This is a genomic window from Allokutzneria sp. NRRL B-24872, from assembly GCF_002155965.1.
GTDB lineage: Bacteria > Actinomycetota > Actinomycetes > Mycobacteriales > Pseudonocardiaceae > Allokutzneria.
Genome location: NZ_MUMH01000166.1, coordinates 1 through 19850 on the forward strand (window position 1 = coordinate 1; position 19850 = coordinate 19850).

Genomic DNA, 19850 nt, shown 5'->3' on the forward strand with positions numbered 1-19850 from the left:
CCTGGTCGACGACGTCGTCGAGGCTGACCCGCTCGTCGGCCGACGTGGACAGCGTCTCGTGCACCAGCGCGATCGAGGTCACCCGGCGCACCGACTCCTCCAGGACCTGGCGGGCCTCCTCGTTGCCGGTCCTGCGCGCTTGCAGGCGCAGCAGCGCCGCGACGGTCTGGAGGTTGTTCTTCACGCGGTGGTGGATTTCCCGGATGGTCGCGTCCTTGGACATCAGCGCGCGGTCCCGCCTGCGAACCTCGGTGATGTCGCGGACCAGCACGAGCGCCCCGGCGGACTGGCCGCGCGGGCGCAGCGGCAGCGCGCGGAAGAGCACCATCGCGCCGCGCGCCTCGGCCTCCACGCGCATGCTCGGCTTGCCGTCGAGCGCCGCGCGGACCCGCTGCACGACCTCGGTCGCGTCGAACGGGTCGGAGATCAACGACCTGGTCAGCGGGGCCAGGTGCACGCCGACGAGGTCCGAGGCGTGCCCCATGCGGTGGTAGGCCGACAGCGCGTTGGGGCTGGCGAAGACGACCGCGCCCGCCGGGTCGAGCCGGATGAAGCCGTCACCGACGCGGGGGCTGGTGTGCGCGCCGGGGGTCGGCTCGGGCGCGGGGAAGGTGCCGTCGGCGATCATCTGGCACAGGTCGGCGGCGCTACCCAGGTAGGCGATCTCCAACGGGCTCGGCACGCGGGGAACGGCCAGGTTGATGTCCCGGCTCAGCACCGCGACGCACTTGCGGTCGATGAGCACCGGGATGGTCTCGCGGCGCACCGGCACTCCGAGGTGCCAGCGCGGGTCCTCTTCGCGGCAGATCCGGCCCTCCGACATGGCCCTGCGCAGCTGCGGGTGCTCCGCGGCGGTGACCACGGTGCCCACCATGTCCTCGGGGTGCGCCGTCGGGGCGGTCGTCGGCCGGGCCTGGGCCACGCACAGGAAGCGCTCTTCAGGTGCTCCCGCGGGCTCGGCGGCGGCTTCGGCGTCGTCGGTGGTCTCGGTGTTCCCCGCGTTCTCCGTGTTCTCTGTGTTTTCTGTGTTCTCGGCGGGGACCCACATCAGGAAGTCGGCGAAGGAGAGGTCGGACAGCAGCTGCCACTCCGCCACGACGAGCTGGAGGTGGTCGACCGCGGTACCGGGAAGCCGCGTGTGCTCGGCGAGGAGTTCACTGAGGGTGGACACACCCCATTGTCACCCGCGACCGGACGGCACGGGGGCTCTTCGCCACCTCCGCCGCCGGGGTTCGCCGGTCCTGAAGACCCCGAACCCGCCGCGCCGCGCGGGTTTGCCGTGGTTGAAGACCTCCGGGAGGAGGGGTTGGGCGTGCGTGAAGACGGGCAAACCCCGCGACCGACCGGGCGGGGACTAGGCGATGACGGCGACCAGGTCGCCTTCCTGGACGACGTCGCCCTCGGCCACCTTGACGGTCACCACGCCGTCCGCCTCCGCCACGACCGGGATCTCCATCTTCATGGACTCCAAGATCACCAAGGTGTCGCCGTCCTCGACGGTGTCGCCGCTCGCGACGACCACCTTCCAGACGTTGGCCACCATCTCGGCGCGGATCTCCTCGGCCATCTCATGTCCTCCTTGACGCTGATGAACCGGTGCAATCCAATCACGACCGAGGCCAGGCGGGGGGCGCCGTTTCAGACGTGTCAAACTTGGCGGTGTAGGGCTACGGCCGCCGGTCGCGGCCGTTCATCAGCAAAATGAGGTGACGCAATGTCGAAGCGGGGACGCAAGAAGCGCGACCGTAAGAAGGGTGGCGCGAACCACGGTAAGCGCCCCAACGCCTGACATCGGGCATGCGAAGGCCCCGCCGACCACACGGTCGCGGGGCCTTTTCGCGTCCTGCCCCCGGCTACTGCTCGGCTTCGGTGATCTCCACCTTCCGGTGCCGGATCTCCACCGTGGTGCCCTCGGCGCCGTGCTGGACGATCACCTCGGCCTGCTCCCGGATGCAGGCCCGCAGCCGGTCCTTGAGCGTGTCCGGGGCGTGCTCGCCACCGCACTTGCGGGCCAGCAGCGCCTTGATGTGCTCCTCGATGCCGTAGCTCTCCAGGCACGGGTTGCACTCGTTGAGGTGCCGGTGCAGCAGCTCGCGCCGGGTCTTGTCGCACTCCTGGTCCAGGTAGAGCCAGACCTCGGACAACACCTCGGAGCAGTCGGTCTCGTGGTCGCCGCAGTCCTTCATGACCCCGTCACCTCGCGCTGGCGACCGCGCAGCAGACCACGCTCCTCGGCCACACCGGTCAGCATCTCGCGCAGTTGGCGCCGTCCGCGGTGCAACCGGGACATCACGGTCCCGATCGGCGTACCCATGATGTCCGCGATCTCCTTGTAAGCGAATCCCTCGACGTCGGCGAGGTACACCGCGATCCGGAACTCCTCCGGAAGTCGCTGAAGGGCGTCCTTGACGTCGCTGTCCGGCAGCCGGTCCAACGCCTCGACCTCGGCCGAGCGCAGACCCGACGAGGTGTGGCTCTCGGCCTGGGCCAGCTGCCAGTCCTGGATCTCCTCGGTCGGCTGCTGCACCGGCTGGCGCTGCTTGCGCCGGTAGCCGTTGATGTAGGTGTTGGTCAGGATGCGGTAGAGCCACGCCTTGAGGTTGGTGCCGTCCTTGAACGACGCGAACGCGCCGTAGGCCTTGAGGTAGGTCTCCTGCACCAGGTCCTCGGCGTCGGCCGGGTTGCGGGTCATCCGCAGCGCGGCCGAGTACAACTGGTCCAGCAGCGGCATCGCGTCCCGCTCGAAGCGCGCGGCGCGCTGCTCGGCGGACTCCTCAGCGACCTGTCCGACCTCGGGCGAGGTGTCGGGCACCTGGCTCCCTTCCAACCACTCCGGCGGGAGCTGTCCCACCGCCGGTGACGCGTGCGTCGGCCCCGAGGATACGCGGCGGGCGGCGTTGCGGCCGGTCCGCGCGTCCCTCGGCGGCCGCGACGGGCAGCGCTTGCCTGGATCGCTCATCAGCTCGGTTCCCACGTGGGGACAAACGCCGTTCGGGGCCCGCGCATTCCTGGTTCTAAGGTTCGATCATGGCGGGACGGGGCACTCCGGCGACGGCGTTGCTGGACAAGCAGAAGGTGCGGCACGAGCTGCACTCCTACGACCACGACCCGAGGCACGCCTCCTACGGTCTCGAAGCCGCCGAGGCGCTGGGCCTGGAGCCCGGGCGGGTGTTCAAGACCCTGGTGGCCGAGGTCGACGGCAAGCTCACCGTCGGCGTGGTCCCGGTGACCGCGCAGCTCGACCTGAAGGCGCTGGCGGCGGCCGTCGGCGGCAAGAAGGCGAAGATGGCGCCGGTCCCGGACGCGGAGCGGGCGACGGGCTACGTGGCGGGCGGGATCTCTCCGCTGGGCCAGAAGAAGCGCCTGCCGGTCGTCGTGGACGCCTCCGCCGAGACCTTCGACACGGTCTTCTGCAGCGCGGGCCGCCGCGGTCTCGAAGTCGAGCTGGCACCCGCCGACCTGCTCCGGCTCACCTCCGCCGTCGTGGCCCCCATCGCTGCTGCGGGCTAGTCGAGGGGGCGCAGGACGCGGGCGAGCCATTCGCCTGCGGTTCGGGCGACGAGGGGCACATCGGCCTTGAGGGAGTGGTCGCCGGGCACAACGACGACTTCGCGGTGGTGGGCGGAGGGCGGCATGCCGAAGGGGTCGCGCTCGCCCTGCACGACGAGCACCGGGGCTTCGAGCCCGGCCAGCTCGGCCATCCGCGACTTCTCCGGCTTGCCGGGCGGGTGCACGGGGAATGCCAGGCACAGGACCGCGACGGCTTGGCCCTCGGCGGCGGTGCGGCAGGCAACGCGCGCGCCCGAGGACCGGCCGCCGAACACCAGCGGGAGGTCCTCGCACCACGAGGAACCCAGGTGCTCGGCCACCGCCAGCCAGGCCGCGTCGAGCTGCTTCGCCGGAGCCGGGGCTCGGCGCCCGGCCACGCGGTAAGGCTGCTCGATCAGGGCGACGTCCAGACCCGCCTCGGTGGCCGCGCGCGTCACCGCGACCAGGTCAGGGGCACCGATGCCGCCACCCGCGCCGTGACCGAGCAGCAGCGCCGCGCGGGCTTCGGGGGCGCAGTGCAGCTCCGCCCGCGCCGGGCCGAACGGGGTGTCGATCTCCAAGGTGGTCATGGCAGCTCGAAGAGGGATTGTTCGGCGGGCTCTTCCTGGACGAAGCGGTCCAGCAGCTCCGGGCCGTTGTTGCGGACGCTGTTGACCTTCGTCGCCACCGGGCGCAGTTCGAGGCCCGCGTACAGGGCCTCATCGGGCTCAGCGACGAGTTCGGAGGGATCGGCCGAGTCGGGATCGAGCCAGGCCGCCCACGCGTGCTGGGGCAGCATGACCGGCATCCGGTCGTGCACCTCGGCGAGCTGGCCGAATGAGTCCCTCGTCAGCACCGCGAAGGTGACCACGGGGAGCTCGTCGGCCGAGGACTTCGGGGACCGCCAGGTCTCCCAAACGCCCGCGATGGCCAGCACGGAGCCGTCCTCCGGGGTCATGAAGAAGGGCTGCTTGCGGTCGCCGTCGACCTGCCACTCGTACCAGCCGTCGGCCGGGATCAGGCAGCGTCGGCGCGCGAACGCCTTGCGGAAGGCGGGTTTCTCCGCCGCCGACTCGACGCGCGCGTTGATCATGCGCGAGCCGACGGAGAGGTCCTTCGCCCACATCGGCACCAGGCCCCAGCGCATCATCCGGACGCTGCGGACCACGGAGTCGGGGTCGGGCTCGCCCTCGGCGTCGCGCGGATGCCGCGTCACGATCGCCGGGACGTGCTTGGTCGGGGCCACGTTGTAGTCAGCGCCACCCGCGAGACCTTCGGTGCCGTCCACCGCGTCGAACTCGGCGGCGAGCGAATCCGGGTCCCGGGTGGTGGCGAATCTGCCGCACACGAGACCCATCGTGGCATGTCAGCCCGGTCCGGGCGAGGGGCGCGGTGCGGGTTGGGGGATCATCGACACATGACGTCGCACTGGCTGGCCCCCCGCACCGACTCCCCCGTGCTCGCGGAAGTACCGCTGCCCGGCTCCAAGTCGATCACCAACCGCGCGCTCGTGCTCGCGGCGCTGGCGGACGGGCCGTCGGTGCTGCGGGCCCCGCTGCGCAGCCGGGACAGCGCGCTGATGGTCGGAGCGCTGCGCTCGCTCGGCGTCGGCGTGGAGGACGGGCCGGACGGCTCGTGGCTGGTCACCCCCGCACCGCTGGTCGGCCCCGCCGAGCTGGACTGCGGCCTAGCGGGCACCGTCATGCGCTTCGTGCCGCCAGCCGCGGTGCTGGCCAAGGGCACTGTGCGCTTCGACGGCGACCCGCACGCCCGGGAGCGCCCGATGGGCACGATCCTCGGAGCGCTGCGGGCGCTCGGCGCGGACATCGACGGCGACGCGCTGCCGTTCACCGTGCAGGGCAGCGGTCATCTCACCGGCGGTCAGGTGGTGATCGACGCTTCGCACTCGTCGCAGTTCGTCTCCGGTCTGCTGCTCTCCGGCGCGCGCTACGACAACGGCGTCACTGTCCTGCACGACGGCAAGCCCGTCCCGTCGCTGCCGCACATCGAGATGACCGTCGAGATGCTGCGCGCGCACGGCGTCGAGGTCGAGGACGACGAGCCGAACACCTGGCGGGTGCGGCCCGGCGTGATCAACGCGCGGGACTGGGACATCGAGCCCGACCTGTCCAACGCGACGCCGTTCCTCGCCGCTGCCGCGGTCACCGGTGGCCAGGTCACCGTGCCCGGGTGGCCGACGCGCACCACTCAGCCCGGCGACGCGATCCGCGAGATCCTCCAGCTCATGGGCTGCGAGGTGGTGCTCGACGAGCGCGGGCTGACCGTTCGCGGCCCCGATGTGCTGGCCGGGATCGACATGGACCTGCGGCACGCCTCCGAGCTGAGCCCCACCGTCGCCGCCATCGCCGCGCTCGCCGAGGGCACGACACGGTTGCGGGGCATCGCGCACATCCGAGGGCACGAGACCGACCGGCTCGCCGCGCTGACGGCCGAGATCAACCGGCTCGGCGGGGACGCGGAGGAGACCGAGGACGGCCTGGTCATCCGCCCGCGCCCGCTGCACGGCGGGGTGTGGGGCGCTTACGCCGACCACCGCATGGCCACCGCGGGCGCGATCGTCGGGCTCCGCGTGGCGGGCGTGGAGGTCGACGACATCGGCACCACCTCCAAGACCATCCCGGACTTCCCTGGGATGTGGCGGACAATGCTGGACGGGGTGGCCGTGGAGGCGGTTCTGTGAGCGAGCTCGCGAGCGAACCGTTGAACACAGCGTCCCGACTCGCGGGCCGCCGAGCTTGCGAGGCGGTTCTGTGAGTCGCCGGGGTTGGCGCAACCTGGACGAGTCGGACGTCCGCGTCCGGCCGGGCAAGGGCACCCGTCCGCGCAGCAAGCTGCGTCCCAGCCACACCGACGCCGAGGCGGCCATGGTGCTCACCGTGGACCGGGGCCGGTGGACCTGCGCGCTCGGCGGTGACCCGGGCCGCGAGGTGACCGCGATGCGCGCCCGCGAGATGGGCCGCACGCCCGTGGTGGTCGGCGACTGGGTGGACCTGGTCGGCGACACCTCCGGCAAGACCGACACCCTCGCACGGATCGTGCGGGTGACCGAGCGCAGGAGCGTGCTGCGGCGCACCGCCGACGACACCGACCCGTTCGAGCGGCTCGTGGTGGCCAACGCCGATCAGCTGGTGATCGTCACCGCGCTCGCCGACCCCGAACCGCGCACCGGTTTCATCGACCGCTGCCTCGTCGCGGCCTACGCGGGGCACCTGGACCCGTTGCTGTGCTTGACGAAGTCCGACCTCGCCGACCCGAAGGAACTGCTGGCCGCCTACGCCGACCTGGACCTGCCGGTGGTGGTGACGCGGCGCGACCAGGACCCGGCCGAGCTGCGCGAGCGGATCACCGGGCGGGTGTCCGCGTTCATCGGGCACTCCGGCGTCGGCAAGTCGACCCTGGTCAACAAGCTCGTCCCGGACGCGAACCGGCGCACCGGCGCCGTGTCCGGAGTGGGCAAGGGGCGGCACGTGTCGGTCACCGCGCTCGCGCTCCCGCTGCCGGAGGGCGACGGCTGGGTGGTCGACACCCCGGGCGTGCGCTCGTTCGGGCTCGCCCACATCACGCCCGACGACCTGGTGCTCGCGTTCCCGGAGTTCGCGGCGGCCGCGGAGGAGTGCCAGGTCAACTGCGGCCACCGAGGCGATCCCGAGGACCCGGACTGCGCTCTGGACCAGGTGGTGGCCGAAGGTGTGGCACCATCCGGTCGGCTGGAGTCCCTTCGCCGGTTGCTCGGTTCCCGAGCGGGCGTGGAGGACGTCGCGCCCGACTAGGGCGGAACCGGACATCGGCAGGGGCCGTCGTAGCGGCACCTCACCACTCGCTCCCAGGGGGTAGCACCGTGCGTCGCACGACCATCGCCACGCTGACCGGCCTCGCGCTCGTCGGCGTGCTCACCGCATGCGGCTCGGCTCAGCCGGGCGAGGCAGTCCCTGCGCAGAACCCCGGCCAGGCAGGCGCCCCCACGAGCGCGGCGGGTGGTGGCGGTGGAGCCGCGCCGTCCGGGCCGATCGCCGCGCTGATGGAGAAGTCAGCCGTCGCGATGAAGGCGAAGAAGACGGCCAAGGTCACCGTGGTCGGCAGCGGTCCGAAGGCGGCCGACGTCGGCGGCAACGGCCTGATCCGCTTCGACGGCAACGAGGTCTCGCTGTCGATGACCTCGAAGACCCCTGGCGAGGACGGTCAGCCGCCGTCGGACACCAAGATGCTGCTCGTCGGCGGGGCCATGTACGTCGAGGCGCCCAAGGACGGCTCGGTGCCGCCCGGCAAGAAGTGGCTGAAGATCGACCCCAAGGGCACCGACATCATGTCGAAGCTCATGGGTGGCCTGGTCCAGCAGATGCGCGACTCCGCTGACCCGCAGATCGCGATCAAGAAGTTCGGCGACGCCGGCACGCTCGCCAACTCCACGCCCGGCACGCTGGACGGCGCTCCCGCGACGAAGCACAAGATCGACGTGGACATGAAGAAGCTGGCGGAGCGGACCACCGACCCGCTGCAGAAGCTCGGCCTGGACATCCTGCTCAAGTCCGGCATGACCACCATGAGCTACGACTTCTGGATCGACGGCCAGGACCTGCCGAAGCAGATCGACTTCAGTCAGCTGATGCCCGGTGCGGACAGCGCGAACGGCATCAGCGTGAAGTACTCGAACTGGGGTGAGCCGGTGGACATCAAGGCTCCCGCCGAGAGCGAGATCGCCCCGCCGATCCAGCTCCCGCAGCCGCCGCGCTAGCCCGAACGCGCGTACTCGCCGACGCGGCAGGCGAAGTGGTTGTCGTCCTTGGGGCACAACCACATCGCCTCCGCGCCGATGACCATCGCGCTGAGCGGGTGCGGGTGGCCGGGGCAGCGCGGCGTCGCCACGCGGAACTCTTCGGTGAACGCGTCCTGGAGCCTGTCCGCGACCGCGACGAAGGTCTCGGCCCTGTTGCCCGTGCCGAAGACACCGACCCCGGCGACGAAACCGCCCCGTCTGAGGAAGACCATCAGCATCTCCGGGCTGTCGCCATCCTCAACGGTGACAACGAAATCGCGCGGGATCGCGGACTCCGCGTCACCGAGGAAGTCGAGCAGGCTCGTCCGGACCGCCGCCGCCACGCGCGGCACGCGCTCGTCGGCGGAACGAAGCTCGACGAGCGTGTCCCAGGTGTTGTCCACCTGGGACACGCTTCCACACGGTGGAAACAGATTCAGCCCATGTGCGGGTAGGTGTGGTCCACCGGCGGCACCAACGTCTCTTTCACGGAGCGGGGACTGGTCCACCGCAACAGGTTGAAGACCGAGCCCGCCTTGTCGTTGGTGCCCGACGCGCGGCTGCCGCCGAAGGGCTGCTGGCCGACGACGGCTCCGGTCGGCTTGTCGTTGACGTAGAAGTTGCCCGCGGCGAAGCGGAGCGACTTCTGCGCCTGCTCGACGGCAGCGCGGTCGGTCGCGAACACCGCGCCGGTCAGCGCGTAAGGCGTTGTGGTGTCGACGATCTCCAGGACCTTCTCGAACTCCGAGTCCTCGTAGACGTGCACGGCGAGGATCGGCCCGAAGAACTCCGTCGTGAACACCTCGTGCGTCGGGTCGGAGCCGACGAGCACGGTGGGCTGCACGAAGTAGCCGACCGAGTCGTCCGCGGTGCCACCCGCGAGCACGTCGATGGAGGAGGACGCGCTCGCCATGAGCTGCGCGCCCTTGTTCTTCGCGAAGGCCCGCGAGTCGATCACCGCGCCGCCGAAGAACGAGAAGTCGGTGACGTCGCCGTAGGTGACGCTGCCGGTCAGATCGGCCAGCTGCTCGCGAAGTCCGTTGTCCCACAAGGAACGCGGCAGGTACGCGCGCGAGGCGGCCGAGCACTTCTGGCCCTGGTACTCGAAGGCTCCGCGCACGAGGCCGACCGCGACGGCGGTGGGATCGGCGGAGGGGTGCGCGACGACGAAGTCCTTGCCGCCGGTCTCGCCGACGATGCGCGGGTAGGAGCGGTAGACGTCCAGGTTGTCGGCCATCGAGCGCCAGAGCTTCTTGAAGGTCGCGGTCGAGCCGGTGAAGTGCAGGCCAGCGCAACCGGGATCGGCCAGCGCGACCTCGCTCACCGCCGCGCCGTCACCGGTGACCATGTTGATCACGCCGGGCGGCAGGCCAGCGGCCTCCAGCAGGCGCATCGTCAGGTGCGCGGCGAGCTGCTGGGTCGGCGAGGGCTTCCACACCACCGTGTTGCCCATCAGCGCGGGCGCCAACGGCAGGTTCCCCGCGATGGCGGTGAAGTTGAACGGCGTGATCGCCACGACGAAGCCGTCCAGCGGCCGGTGGTCAAAGCGGTTCCACACGCCCGGGCTGGAGATCGGCTGCTCCTCCAGCAGCTGCCGTGCGAAGGACACGTTGAACCGGAGGAAGTCGATCAGCTCGCAGGCGGCGTCGATCTCGGCCTGCTGCGCCGACTTGGACTGGCCCAGGATCGTCGCCGCGTTCAGCGTGTCCCGCCACGGCCCGGCGAGCAGGTCGGCCGCGCGCAGCAGCACGGCGGCGCGCTGGTCGAAGGGCAGCTCGCGCCAGCCGGGTGCGGCCCGCTTCGCCGCCGTGACGGCGTCGGCGACATCGGGCGCGGTGGCCTGCGCGGTCACCCCGAGCACGTGCGCGTGGTCGTGCGGCTGCACCACGCTGATCCGGTCACCACCGGCCATGCGCTGCTTGCCGCCGATGGTCATGGTGAGCTCGTGCTGTTCGCCTTCGAGCTCGGAGATCCTGCGCTGCAACGACTCGCGCTCGGCGGTTCCCGGCGCGTAGGAGCGGATCGGCTCGTTCACCGGGCGCGGAACGGACGTGACGGCGTCCATGGGTCGGGTTCGCCTCCCTCTCGGATCGACTTACCCGGCCCATCCTGTCACCGCTCGGCGGTTACATCAGCTCCAGCAGGAAGGGCAGCTCCTGAACCGCGTACCAAGCCAGCTCGTGGTCCTCCGCGTCGCCGAGAGTGAACTCCGCGTCCGGGTCTCCCATGTCGGCCGCGTCGATCACGGCAGCCGCGGCGCGCACGGCGTTCTCCGCGTCGGGCAGGTCCACGTGCACTGCGGCGACGGCGCTCATCGGCACGGGGCCCGACAGCTTCACCACCGCGTCGTCGAGGTCCGGGCGCAGCTTCGCGTCCTCGACATCGGCGGACACGACCGCGCGGCGCACGGGGGCGCCCGCGTCGTCGGCCTGCTCGGCGGCGATGAGCCGCAGCGAGGCGCGCGCGGCCTCGGACATGGCCGCGTACTCCAGCTCTTCGGTGTCGCCCGTGGCGTAGGACTCACGCAGCATCGGGGTCAGCGCGAACGCCGTGCCACCGAGCGGCTGGAGCTCGCTGTCCTTCACGAAACGCTGCAACATCGGCACCGTGACCGGGATGTAGACCCTCACACCGACACCGCTCCTACTAGTTCTTCCAAGGACTCTTCAACCATTCCGGCAAGGACGTCCGCATCTGACATCGCGTCGCGATCAGCGTTGAGCCCGAAATATACGCCGCCGTCGTAAGAGGTGACACCGATCGACAACGCCTGGTTCATGGCCAACGGGACTACCGGGAACATTTCCATCATTTTGGCCCCTGCCGCGTACAACGGCACCTGCGGCCCCGGAACGTTGGTCACGACGAGGTTGAAGATGCGCTTGGAGAACGAGCTGGCGGCCCGTGCGCCGAGTGCGTGCAGTGTGGGTGGCGCGAAGCCCGAGAGCCGCACAAGCGCCTCCGCGGCCACGGACTGCCCCGACTCCGAGTGCGCGCGCATGGCGTGACTGACGTGGTGCAGGCGCACTACGGGGTTCGGCTCCCCCACGGGCAGGTCGACCAGGTACGAGGACACGCTGTTGCCGGTGTCCGTACCGAGCACTGAAACCGGCACCATCGCGCGGATCGTCGTGGAGGACGTGACGGCTTCGCCCCTGGAAAGCAGCCAGTTGCGCAGTGCTCCGGAGATGACGGTGAGCACGCCGTCGTTGACGGTGCCACCGTGCTTGCGCCGGACCGCGCGGTACTCCTCAAGCCGCGTGCGCGCCACGGCGTAACGGCGCTGCGTGGAGATCCGCACGTTCAACGGCCCCGAAGGCGCTGGGCGCGCGGCAGTCGTCACGGCGGACGCGAGACCGCCTACGGCATCGGTGACCTTGCGAACCGTCGCGGCGGCGTCGAGCGCGGCAGCGTGCACGTTCTCCAGGAGCTCCCCTGGGCGCTGCACGACCTCCGCCACGGCCTCCAGCACCAACTGGGCGCCACTGGGCTGCGGATGGGGCATCCAGAGCTCTTCAGGGGTCTTCCTGGGCGTTGCGGTGACGTCCAGGATGACCTGAGTGATGTCCGGCGCCGCGATGCCGTCGACCATCGCGTTGTGCGTCTTGGTGACCACGGCGACGCGCCCGCGCGCGAGGCCCTCGACGAGGTACGCCTCCCACAGCGGGCGCGTGTGGTCCAGCTGCCGCGACATCAACCGCGCGACGAGCTCGTTGAGCTGTTCCTCGCTGCCCGGCTTGGGGAGCGCGGAGCGGCGCACGTGGTAGGTCAGGTCGAAGTCCGGGTCGTCCACCCACACCGGGCGCGCGAGCCGCGCCGGGACCTGCATGACCTTCTGCCGGTAGCGCGGCACCAGCGGCAGCCGCTCCTCGATCAGCCCGAGCAGCCGGTCGTAGTCGAACCCGCCCCGCGGCTTCCGGAAGATCGACACGCCTCCCAGGTGCATCGGCGTCATCGGGTCCTCCAGGTAGAGGAACGAGGCATCGAGTGCGGAGAGGCGATCGGGCATGCGGTCGATCCTGACACAGCGCGGCGCCACGACGAGCCGTCGCGGGGAACGAGTCACTTATGCGGCATGGGATGCTGACCACGTGGAGCAGGTGTCACCGAAGGACCGATTCGTCACCGTGTACGGCCGCAAGCCGGTGCTGGAGGCGCTCGCTGACGACCAGCTCGCCGTGGACAAGGTGATCCTCGCCGACAACGCGCGGGGCGCCGCGGCGCACGAGATCCTCGACGCCGCGCGCCGCCGCGGTGTGCAGGTGCAGCGCGCGACCCCGCACCGCGTGAAGGTGCTCGCCGGCAACGGCCGCCACGACCAGGGCGTGCTCGCCGACGTGGTGGCGCCGAAGATGCGCACGCTGGACGCCGCGCTGTCCGGGCGCAAGCTGCCGTCCTCCGTGCTCGTGCTGGACGGGATCACCACGCCGGCCAACGTCGGGATGATCCTGCGCACCGCGACGGCTGCCGGGATCGGCGGGATCGTCGTGCCCAGGCGCGGGGTCGCGAGCATCGACCCGCTCGTGGTGAAGTCCTCCGCCGGAGTGGCCTTCCACGCGCCGATGCTGCGCTGCGCCACCGCGGGCGAGGCAGCGCACGACCTGCGCTCGGCGGGCTACACCGTGATCGGGATGGACGGCACGAGCCGCACGACGCTGTTCGACGCGAAGATCCCTGGCCGCGCGGCGTTCGTGCTCGGTGGGGAGACCGACGGCGTCTCCCCCGAGGTCCGCGAGCACGTCACGAGCTGGGTGTCCATCCCGATGGCGGGCGGCGTGGAATCGCTCAACGTGGCCAGCGCCGCCGCGGTGCTGTGCTTCGAGCTGGTGCGCAGAGGCCGTTGACGCGCCCGTGCACTAATTTGGATCTCGTGCGAGCAGACCGCCGTGGCTGGGTCACCGCCGCCCTGGCGGTGGCCGCGTTCCTGCTGACCGGGTGCACGAAAGGCGCTGACGGCGCGCCTCCCGCCACCCCGGAGCAGTCGGCGCCCTCCGTGGCGCTCACCAAGCCCCCGACCACCGATGTCGAGATCGACCCCGTGCCGACCACCACCTCCGGCGCGCCGTTGATCACCGGCGTGGTCGAGGACGAGTGCCTGCTCACCACCGCCGAGTTCAGCACGCTGGTCGGCCAACCCGTCTCGCCCGGGCAGAACACCCAGCTGGACATGGGGCCCGAGGGCCAGAAGCGCAGCTGCTTCTACGCGACCGAGGCGACCGGGCTGCCGAAGAACTGGATCAACGTCTACGGCACGACCGGCCAGCACCCCACCGAGCTCGTGCAGCGGGCCAACAAGAACACCCCCGGCAGCAAGCTGATCACCGACATCGGCCTCGGCGCGGTGACCGTGCCCGCCGCGCTCGGCGCCGCCGGCGGGGACATCTACGTGGCCACCGAGAAGTACCTGCTGGAGATCCACGTCGGCGAGGGCACCCCCGACGAGGCCCGCTGGGTCGAGGCGGGCAAGGCCGTGGTCGCCAAGGCCCCCGCCTAGGCCAGCCGCACGTCGAAGAGCGCTTCGAGCTCGGTGATCGTGGCCGCGACCGAGGTGTGGTGGACGCCGACCATCCCCGCCGCGGCCGCCCCGCGCACGTTGCCCGCGAGGTCGTCGACGAACACGCAGCGCTCGGTCTCGACGCCGAGGCGGTCCGCGACGAGCCGGTAGATCCGCTCATCGGGCTTGGCGATGCCGACCTCGCCGGAGAGCACCATCACGTCGAACAGCGAGCCGAACGCGCTGTCCGGTGCCGGGCCGGGGCCGTCCGCATTGGACAGCAGCGCGGTGCGCAGGCCGTGCCGCCGTGCCTGGCGGAGCACGTCGAGCAGCGGCGGCTCGTCTCCGGGCTCCGGCCCCCAGTCGGTGAGCACGCCGCCGTAGTCCACGACAAGAACAGCCAGTTCCATCCTCGGACCCTAGAACATTCCGGTTGCGCACAAGGGGTTTCCGCGCGCCCGCCCTTCGGCTCGCGCGTCACCCGTTGCGGCGAGAACTGACCGGATCGGCCAGCCCAGCCCTCTTTCGCTGTGGGGACACAGAACCTGGGGGAAGAGATGGCCGTCGTCATGCGATTGCCCGCGTACCTGTCCGAGCCGGACGTCGAAGAACCACCCGTGCCGCCTGAGCCGCCTGAGCCGTTGGACCAGCTCATGCTGCGGTTCAACCTGGGGCGACGTCAGGTCCAGGGCCTCGACCCGGTCCGCGCGCGGAGTCAGCGCACCCGCACGGCGGCGGGACACCTCATCTCGATGGTCCTGGAAGCGCTCGACGGTCGTCGGCCGCTGCGTCAGCTCCTGCACACCAGGCTGGCCGAGTCGGTGCACCGCCGCCTCGCCGCCGACCTCCGCGACTCCCGGCCCGGCCACACCCACCGCCTGCGCACGGTCCACGTCTGCGAGCCCGCGGAAGGCGTCATCGAGGCCAGCGGCACCATCACCGCGGGCCCGCGCGTCCGCGCCGTCACCGCGCGCATCGAGCGCACCGACCGCGGCTGGCTCTGCACCGTCTTCGCCATCCTCTGACCCAGCCCGGCCTTCCCGTTTCGTACTCATAGCGGGGAATTGGGAGCGCTCTCTTTCCCGCCTGGAGTACGAAACGGGAAAAACGACGCCCGCCTTCCGGGTGGAGGCGGGCGTCGTCGGGGTGGAGCGGGAGTGCGTGGAGGGTCAGCGGCGGGGGCGCTTCTTCTCCTTCTTGGCGGCGCGCTCGGCGGCGCGGCGCTCGCGGCGGGTGGCACCGTCGCCGTCGGCGTCGCCGGCGTCGCCGTGGCTGGAGACGCCGCCGTCCTCGGACGGGCCGGAGAACATCAGGTTCTGCGGCGACTGACCGTCAAGGCCCTTGCCGCGCAGCGCAGGCGGGATCTCCTCCTCGATGCGCGGGATGACGGTGGTGGCCTCCATGTCCGGGGTCGGAGCGGGCGCGGCGGCCTGCTCCGGCTGGTCCGGCACCTCCACCTGGAGGTTGAACAGGAAGCCGACCGACTCCTCCTTGAGGGCGTCGAGCATGGCGTTGAACATGTCGAAGCCCTCCCGCTGGTACTCGATCAGCGGGTCGCGCTGGGCCATCGCGCGCAGGCCGATGCCCTCCTTGAGGTAGTCCATCTCGTAGAGGTGCTCGCGCCACTTGCGGTCCAGCACCGACAGCACGACGCGGCGCTCCAGCTCGCGCATGGCGCCCTCACCGGCGAGTCCGTCGATCTCGGCCTCGCGCTTGCCGTAGGCGGCCTGGCCGTCGTCGAGCAGCAGCTCCAGCAGGCGCTCCGGTGTGAGGTCGTCGGTCTCCTCGATGACGGTCTTCCAGTTGAGGCCGACCGGGTAGAGCGTCTTGAGCGCGGTCCACAGCTGCTCGAGGTCCCAGTCCTCGGCGTAGCCGTCGGAGGTCGCGCCCTGCACGTAGGCGGTGACCACGTCGCGGATCATGTGCTCGACCTGTTCGCGCAGGTCCTCGCCCTCCAGCACGCGACGGCGCTCGGCGTAGATCACCTTGCGCTGGAGGTTCATCACCTCGTCGTACTTGAGGACGTTCTTGCGGATCTCGAAGTTCTGCTGCTCGACCTGGGTCTGGGCGCTGCGGATCGCGCGGGTGACCATCTTGTGCTCGATCGGCACGTCGTCCGGCACCCGCAGGCGGGTCATCACGGCCTCGACCATGGCGGCGTTGAAGCGGCGCATCAGCTCGTCGCCGAGGGAGAGGTAGAACCGCGACTCGCCCGGGTCGCCCTGCCGGCCGGAGCGACCGCGCAGCTGGTTGTCGATGCGGCGGGACTCGTGCCGCTCGGTGCCCAGCACGTACAGGCCGCCGGCGTCGCGGACCTCCTCGGCCTCCGCGGCGATACCGGCCTTGACCTCGGCCAGCACCTCGTCGTGGAAGTCGGAGTGCAGCTTGGCGCGGGCGGCCTCCCAGTCGGCACCGGCCTCGGTGACCCCGCGCGGCTGGTTCTGCATGAAGTGCTTGCGCAGCTGCGCCTCGCGCCTGGCCAGCTCGGGCTCGCGCTTGCGCATCTCCTCCTCGGCGAGGAACTCCGGGTTGCCGCCGAGCTTGATGTCGGTACCGCGACCGGCCATGTTGGTGGCGACGGTGACGCCGCCCTTGCGGCCGGCCATCGCGATGATCAGCGCCTCGCGCTCGTGATGCTTGGCGTTGAGCACCTCGTGCGGGATGCCGCGCTTGACCAGCAGCTTCGACAGGTACTCGGAGCGCTCGACGCTGGTGGTGCCGATCAGCACCGGCTGGCCGTGCTCGTGCCGCTCGGCGATGTCGTCGGCGACGGCCTCGAACTTGGCCTGCTCGGACTTGTAGATCAGGTCGGCGTGGTCCTTGCGGACCATCGGCCGGTTGGTCGGGATCGGCACCACGCCCAGCTTGTAGATCTGGTGCAGCTCGGCGGCCTCGGTCTCGGCGGTACCGGTCATCCCGGACAGGCGCTTGTAGAGCCGGAAGTAGTTCTGCAGCGTGATCGTGGCCAGCGTCTGGTTCTCGGCCTTGATCTCCACGCCTTCCTTGGCCTCGATCGCCTGGTGCATGCCCTCGTTGTAGCGGCGCCCGGCCAGCACGCGGCCGGTGAACTCGTCGACGATCATGACCTCGCCCTGGCGGACGATGTAGTCCTTGTCCTTCTTGAACAACTCCTTGGCCTTGATGGCGTTGTTCAAGTAGCCGACGAGCGGGGTGTTGGCCGCCTCGTAGAGGTTCTCGATGCCGAGCTGGTCCTCGACCAGCGCGACGCCCTCCTCGGTGACGCCGACGGTGCGCTTGCGCTCGTCGACCTCGTAGTGGACGTCCTTCTTCAGCATCGGCGACAGCCGCGCGAACTCCTGGTACCAGCGCGAGGACTGGTCGGCCGGGCCGGAGATGATCAGCGGGGTGCGCGCCTCGTCGATGAGGATCGAGTCCACCTCGTCGACAACGGCGAAGTTGTGGCCGCGCTGCACGCACTCGTCCAGGCTCCACGCCATGTTGTCGCGCAGGTAGTCGAAGCCCATCTCGTTGTTCGTGCCGTAGGTGATGTCGGCGTTGTAGGCCTCGCGGCGCTCCTCCGGCGTCATCGACGACAGGATCACGCCGACGTTGAGGCCGAGGAAGCGGTGGACCTGGCCCATCTCGTCGGCGTCGCGCTTGACCAGGTAGTCGTTGACGGTGACCACGTGCACGCCCTCGCCGGTGAGGGCGTTGAGGTAGCACGGGAGCACGCAGGTCAGGGTCTTGCCCTCACCGGTCTTCATCTCCGCGATCTGGCCGAGGTGCAGCGCGGCGCCGCCCATCAGCTGCACGTCGTAGTGGCGCTGGCCGAGCACGCGCTTGGCCGCCTCGCGGACCACGGCGAAGGCCTCGGGCAGCAGGTCGTCGAGGTCCTCGCCGTCCGCGTAGCGCTTGCGGAACTCCTCCGTCTTGGCGCGCAGCTCGCCGTCGGAGAGATCGACGTAGTCGTCCTCGATGGAGTTCACGTGCGTCGCAATGGCACGCAGACGCTTGACGATCTTGTTCTCGCCGGTGCGGAGCAGTCGCGACAGGACCATGCGGGGTCGACCTCACTACCTGATCGGTTGCGCCCGACATGGACGCCTTCAGCCACCCATCGTAGAGGCGCCGGGCCCGCTACCGCGAAGAGATGACCCCTTGAAGAGCGGAAGCGACGGCGAAGGGGCGAGAAACGGACGAAATACGGCCGGCGGCCCCCGTGCGCTTGGGTCGCACGAGGGCCGCCGGCCGTTCACCCGGTCCGAACTAGGCGAGCCTGATGACTCCGTAGTCGAAGCCCTTGCGCCGGTACACGACCGTCGGTCGTCCGGAGTCGGCGCAGTGGAAGAGGTAGAAGTCGTGGCCGACGAGCTCCATCTCGTAGAGGGCCTGGTCGACGGTCATGGGCTTGGCGGGGTGCTCCTTCTCCCGCACGACCCGGCCGGGGAGGTTCTCCTCGAGCCCGTCGTCCCACCGCTGCTGAGCGGGGACTTCGGCGAGCTGGGGTTCCGCGGCGTAGGAGGTGGTCTCGAGCACTGCGGTGCGGCCGCGCTGGGCCTGCATGGACGAGGTGTCGTAGTCGTTGAGCAGCTGGGCGGCGCTGGCGGCGGTGGCCTGCGCGACGGACGTCGGAGCGTGCCGGCCTCGGTGCACCCGACGGCGGTCGTGCGCCCTGCGGAGCCTGGCTTCCAGCTTGTTGACCGCGACGTCGAGCGCCGCGTAGAAGTCACCGGCGCACGCTTCGGCGCGGATGACGGGGCCTCGCCCCTTGCCGGTGATCTCGACCCGCTGGCAGTTCTTCATCTGCCTGCGGTTAGGCTCGTGAAAAAGCTCGACATCGAAGCGGACGACCTTGCGGTCGTAGCGCTCCAACCGGGCCAGCTTGTCGGCGACGTGCACTCGGTAGTGATCGGGCACCTCGACATTGCGGCCCTTAACGACGATGTCCATACACGGACCTCCCATCGCGTCATGCGCGGTGTATCAGCAAAGGTATCGCTGTGGCGCCTTGCGGAGGGGGTCTCAGCCTGCCTCCGGCGGCGCCTTCAGTCGTGGGAATTCGCCTCCAAACAACGCCCGGAGTTGCTGATAGCCGAGCACGCTATCCCGGCTTGTTCGGACACAACACCCCCCAGGACGGGGGATGTCAATGCGCCGACTGCAGTTACTTTCCGCAACCAATCAGAGGTCGAGCCCCTGACGACCCCCGCGCACAAGATCGCAGGTAGCTCGGGCCATCGGGCAGCGTCTTCACCCTTTCGCAGCAGCCGAACACACGCTGTGGTCAGCGCGGTCGGTAGCTCGTTCGGGATCACCCGATGCCTCATACCCGGCCAACGCGCGGTCAACCTCGCAGGGTTCCGATCGGCGCGAAATCCCAGGGAAATCTCAGGTTCCGCCATGGCGTCCCGCCTCGGTCAGCACGAGCGCCAGCGAGGCCGGTGAACCGGCCCCGGCGAGCGCGGCGGAGCACGCGGACAGCGTCGCCCCTGTGGTGACGACGTCGTCGAGCAACACGACCGGAGCAGCGCGCGGTGGCAGGGCGTCGCGCCGGGTCAGCACGCGGCCCGCGAGGTTCGCGGCGCGCGCGGCGGCGCTCAGCCCGACCGCGTCCCCCGCTCCCCTGGCGAGCCGGAGGGCGGGCGCGAGCACGGCGGCACGGCCGCCCGCGCGCAGCGCGTGGGCGCAGTGCCGGGCGATGTGGCGCATGTGCTGCCCGCCTCGGCGGCGGGCGGTGGCGGCGAGCGAGGGCACGGGCACCAACCAGAGGGCTGGGTGGGCGGCTGGGCCTTGCCGGGGCGGGAGCACCGGGGCGAGCAGCTGGGGCAGCGCGACGGCGAGGCAGGAGCCGAGTGGCCGGGCGAGGTCGCGCCGGCCGCCCAGTTTGGCGGCCAGCACGGCCTCTCGGGCGACCCCGGCATGAGCACCGAGGGCGTGGACCGGTGGCCCCGCGATGAGCGCGGGGCGGTGCACCCGGCGCGGCCTGGACAACTCGGCGCGGCACGGGCGGCACAGGTCACCGCCCGGTGCGCCGCAGACGCAGTGGGCGGGGACGAGCAGGTCGAGCAGTGCTGGGACCACGTTCCCACCGTG

The 19850-nt window shown here is 70.6% G+C and carries 22 protein-coding genes; 8 read left to right on the plus strand and 14 right to left on the minus strand.

Annotated elements, in window-relative coordinates; all coding sequences use genetic code 11:
- Positions 1-1171 (minus strand): sensor histidine kinase (locus tag CCN37_RS32720; protein ID WP_086828402.1); only part of this gene is annotated, 1171 nt, incomplete at its 3' end.
- A gap of 183 nt (positions 1172-1354) precedes the next feature.
- The gene (locus tag CCN37_RS32725; RefSeq protein ID WP_086828404.1) at positions 1355-1567 is read right to left on the minus strand and encodes a biotin/lipoyl-binding carrier protein; all 213 of its coding nucleotides are present in this window, start codon (positions 1565-1567) and stop codon (positions 1355-1357) included.
- 147 nt (positions 1568-1714) lie between these two features.
- Between CCN37_RS32725 and CCN37_RS42465 the strand changes: the two genes are divergently transcribed.
- Entirely contained in the window at positions 1715-1789 is a 75-nt protein-coding gene (locus CCN37_RS42465; RefSeq protein WP_143261917.1) for a 50S ribosomal protein bL37, read from the plus strand.
- Positions 1790-1853: 64 nt separating this feature from the next.
- Here the strand turns inward: CCN37_RS42465 and rsrA are convergent, their stop codons facing one another.
- Positions 1854-2186 carry a mycothiol system anti-sigma-R factor gene (gene rsrA / locus CCN37_RS32730; RefSeq protein WP_086828407.1) on the minus strand — a complete coding sequence of 111 codons (333 nt, stop codon included), beginning with the start codon at positions 2184-2186 and terminating at the stop codon, positions 1854-1856.
- A complete protein-coding gene (locus CCN37_RS32735; RefSeq protein WP_246843448.1) occupies positions 2183-2959 on the minus strand; it encodes a sigma-70 family RNA polymerase sigma factor in 777 nt (258 codons plus the stop codon). Before CCN37_RS32735 ends, rsrA begins: the two co-directional genes overlap by 4 nt.
- A 68-nt stretch (positions 2960-3027) precedes the next feature.
- On the opposite strand from CCN37_RS32735, the gene ybaK reads away from it, so the two are divergent.
- Positions 3028-3510, plus strand: coding sequence for a Cys-tRNA(Pro) deacylase (gene ybaK / locus CCN37_RS32740; protein ID WP_086828410.1), 483 nt, complete (start codon positions 3028-3030; stop codon positions 3508-3510).
- Here the strand turns inward: ybaK and CCN37_RS32745 are convergent.
- Positions 3507-4118: an alpha/beta family hydrolase gene (locus CCN37_RS32745; RefSeq protein WP_086828412.1), complete on the minus strand. Its 612-nt coding sequence runs from the start codon at positions 4116-4118 to the stop codon at positions 3507-3509. The two genes, ybaK and CCN37_RS32745, sit on opposite strands and share 4 nt — an antisense overlap.
- Positions 4115-4876 carry an SOS response-associated peptidase gene (locus CCN37_RS32750; protein WP_086828459.1) on the minus strand — a complete coding sequence of 254 codons (762 nt, stop codon included), beginning with the start codon at positions 4874-4876 and terminating at the stop codon, positions 4115-4117. Before CCN37_RS32750 ends, CCN37_RS32745 begins: the two co-directional genes overlap by 4 nt.
- Before the next feature lie 69 nt (positions 4877-4945).
- Between CCN37_RS32750 and aroA the strand changes: the two genes are divergently transcribed.
- From aroA to CCN37_RS32765, 3 genes are all read left to right on the plus strand, one after another.
- Complete coding sequence (aroA, locus tag CCN37_RS32755) at positions 4946-6229, plus strand: 3-phosphoshikimate 1-carboxyvinyltransferase (protein WP_086828414.1); 1284 nt, start codon at positions 4946-4948, stop codon at positions 6227-6229.
- Between the two features lie 70 nt (positions 6230-6299).
- Positions 6300-7319: a ribosome small subunit-dependent GTPase A gene (gene rsgA / locus CCN37_RS32760; RefSeq protein WP_086828416.1), complete on the plus strand. Its 1020-nt coding sequence runs from the start codon at positions 6300-6302 to the stop codon at positions 7317-7319.
- Positions 7320-7387: 68 nt separating this feature from the next.
- Positions 7388-8281: a hypothetical protein gene (locus CCN37_RS32765; protein WP_086828418.1), complete on the plus strand. Its 894-nt coding sequence runs from the start codon at positions 7388-7390 to the stop codon at positions 8279-8281.
- Here CCN37_RS32765 and CCN37_RS32770 read toward each other — a convergent pair.
- The 4 genes from CCN37_RS32770 to CCN37_RS32785 form a co-directional block, all read right to left on the minus strand.
- On the minus strand, positions 8278-8715 hold the full coding sequence (locus CCN37_RS32770; RefSeq protein WP_086828420.1) for a hypothetical protein: 438 nt from the start codon (positions 8713-8715) through the stop codon (positions 8278-8280). The genes CCN37_RS32765 and CCN37_RS32770 overlap by 4 nt on opposite strands.
- 23 nt (positions 8716-8738) lie before the next feature.
- On the minus strand, positions 8739-10367 hold the full coding sequence (gene pruA / locus CCN37_RS32775; RefSeq protein WP_086828422.1) for an L-glutamate gamma-semialdehyde dehydrogenase: 1629 nt from the start codon (positions 10365-10367) through the stop codon (positions 8739-8741).
- Positions 10368-10428: 61 nt separating this feature from the next.
- Positions 10429-10932: a hypothetical protein gene (locus CCN37_RS32780; RefSeq protein WP_086828424.1), complete on the minus strand. Its 504-nt coding sequence runs from the start codon at positions 10930-10932 to the stop codon at positions 10429-10431.
- Positions 10929-12311, minus strand: coding sequence for a wax ester/triacylglycerol synthase family O-acyltransferase (locus CCN37_RS32785; protein ID WP_086828426.1), 1383 nt, complete (start codon positions 12309-12311; stop codon positions 10929-10931). The genes CCN37_RS32780 and CCN37_RS32785 overlap by 4 nt, the downstream gene beginning before the upstream one ends.
- Positions 12312-12393: 82 nt before the next feature.
- On the opposite strand from CCN37_RS32785, the gene CCN37_RS32790 reads away from it, so the two are divergent.
- Positions 12394-13146 (plus strand): RNA methyltransferase, encoded by a 753-nt coding sequence (locus CCN37_RS32790; protein WP_246843449.1) that lies wholly within the window; start codon positions 12394-12396, stop codon positions 13144-13146.
- A gap of 26 nt (positions 13147-13172) precedes the next feature.
- A complete protein-coding gene (locus CCN37_RS32795) occupies positions 13173-13796 on the plus strand; it encodes a hypothetical protein (RefSeq protein ID WP_086828430.1) in 624 nt (207 codons plus the stop codon).
- Here the strand turns inward: CCN37_RS32795 and CCN37_RS32800 are convergent.
- Positions 13793-14206 (minus strand): HAD-IA family hydrolase, encoded by a 414-nt coding sequence (locus tag CCN37_RS32800; protein WP_086828432.1) that lies wholly within the window; start codon positions 14204-14206, stop codon positions 13793-13795. The genes CCN37_RS32795 and CCN37_RS32800 overlap by 4 nt on opposite strands.
- A gap of 159 nt (positions 14207-14365) precedes the next feature.
- On the opposite strand from CCN37_RS32800, the gene CCN37_RS32805 reads away from it, so the two are divergent.
- Positions 14366-14821, plus strand: coding sequence for an Rv3235 family protein (locus CCN37_RS32805; RefSeq protein ID WP_143261914.1), 456 nt, complete (start codon positions 14366-14368; stop codon positions 14819-14821).
- Positions 14822-14965: 144 nt separating this feature from the next.
- On the opposite strand, the gene secA is transcribed toward CCN37_RS32805, so the two are convergent.
- From secA to CCN37_RS32820, 3 genes are all read right to left on the minus strand, one after another.
- A complete protein-coding gene (gene secA, locus CCN37_RS32810) occupies positions 14966-17815 on the minus strand; it encodes a preprotein translocase subunit SecA (protein ID WP_086828436.1) in 2850 nt (949 codons plus the stop codon).
- 208 nt (positions 17816-18023) lie between these two features.
- Complete coding sequence (hpf, locus tag CCN37_RS32815; protein ID WP_086828438.1) at positions 18024-18707, minus strand: ribosome hibernation-promoting factor, HPF/YfiA family; 684 nt, start codon at positions 18705-18707, stop codon at positions 18024-18026.
- 438 nt (positions 18708-19145) lie between these two features.
- Positions 19146-19838 (minus strand): ComF family protein, encoded by a 693-nt coding sequence (locus tag CCN37_RS32820; RefSeq protein WP_086828440.1) that lies wholly within the window; start codon positions 19836-19838, stop codon positions 19146-19148.
- Positions 19839-19850: the final 12 nt, after the last annotated feature.